The sequence below is a fragment of the Shewanella colwelliana ATCC 39565 genome (assembly GCF_000518705.1).
GTDB classification, from domain to species: Bacteria; Pseudomonadota; Gammaproteobacteria; order Enterobacterales; family Shewanellaceae; genus Shewanella; species Shewanella colwelliana.
Window position 1 is genome coordinate 1 of the sequence record NZ_JAEC01000061.1, and the last position, 1,338, is coordinate 1,338.

Annotated in this window: 2 protein-coding genes; both read left to right on the plus strand. The window is 38.7% G+C overall.

All coding sequences use genetic code 11. From position 1 onward, the window contains the following. Positions 1-376 precede the first annotated feature (376 nt). Positions 377-625 carry a hypothetical protein gene (locus L876_RS0116285; RefSeq protein ID WP_028764765.1) on the plus strand — a complete coding sequence of 83 codons (249 nt, stop codon included), beginning with the start codon at positions 377-379 and terminating at the stop codon, positions 623-625. A gap of 2 nt (positions 626-627) precedes the next feature. Further along, entirely contained in the window at positions 628-1,149 is a 522-nt protein-coding gene (locus L876_RS0116290; RefSeq protein ID WP_028764766.1) for a hypothetical protein, read from the plus strand. The last annotated feature ends 189 nt before the right edge of the window (positions 1,150-1,338 follow it).

The following is a 1,338-nucleotide window of genomic DNA, read 5'->3' on the forward strand; positions in this document are numbered from 1 at the left end:
GCCAGTAGAAGCGCTCAGTGTCTGCCGGCAGATGGTGCAATATGGGCCAGTGCAGCTAAGTTCAATAGTGCATGGGCCCCGTACTGTTGGGGCCCCTTCCTGTAACTTGATTTCTGCTGTTTGGCCGAAGTGTATAGTGTTTGCCCACAGTTGGAGCGATTTGAGCCTGAGCTGCTACTGGTGTAATTGACCGATGCTAGTCTTGCCCTTGCTATGCAGCGCTGTCAGTGATTTTTAAAATATCCGGATGTTGCAAAAGTACATGCCATAACCATGGCCTTAAAAAGGCTACACTAATTTGTCAGCTTATGGTTATATTTTATGTCAGGTTATGGTTACATCATTTAGCTAAGTAATTGAAAATTGGAGGCAGCCTATGTCAGCTTATGCTTGCAGCGACATTTTAGATTTTGAGTTAAGAGTTACTGATTCAATGGTGAATATCAGATCTACATGGGCTAGAACGACATTACAAAAAGTAGGTAATAAAATAGGAAAAATCATGGTAGATCAGTATAGCTTTAGTGGTCAGGTAAAAAATGCTGTATTTGATATGAACCCTAACAAGGTAGAAGGTTTTCTATATAAGCTAGCTGATGATGTTGCTTCGGCAACAGGAGGGTGATTGTGAAAAATGTACTATTAATCATGTTTTTAACCTTTTCTGGCCAAGCATGTTCTGAAGGTGTGAAAGAAAGGGGTGAAAAACACCAGCTGAGCACCGGGGAGTTTTTTTTGCCAAAAGCTAAGGTATTTTATGTCTGTAGTTTTGGCGTGAAGAATACAGTAGGCTTTTATACGAAATCTAGTGCATATATATATAGTTATTTTTCTATGGAAGGTCTTGAGAGTCAAAAAAATTCTGTTTGGGAAGAACTATTGTCAGGTAAAGGTGAAAGTAGGTTGGCCAATATGATTATTCCAATTCCTGGTGTAATGGAAATAATTTACTCCACTGATAAATTTTTATATTTGTCACCTAAAGATGAAAAGTATTCTAGGCAGAGAGTGATACTAACTAAACATGAAGGCGGTATTCTTATTGGGCAAGAGTATTTAGGGCGAACATCAGGTGACTTGACTAACTGTATTGTTGCTAGTGAAGAAGATATATTAAGAGAAGTTGCTAACTTAATAAAACCTTATTAATAGTAGGCTAGGGAATCCCCAGATAATTTATTTTACAATCAATTAGTAGACACGCATGGTGCTGTTTGATCTAATCAATTTCGCCAAAAACAAACTAGAACAACACCATGCGTGACATTACATGAATTAGTTTCGACCAGATCTGACAGCCCCCGGCTTTCAGTGCTATCCCCAATTTATTGGGGCTTT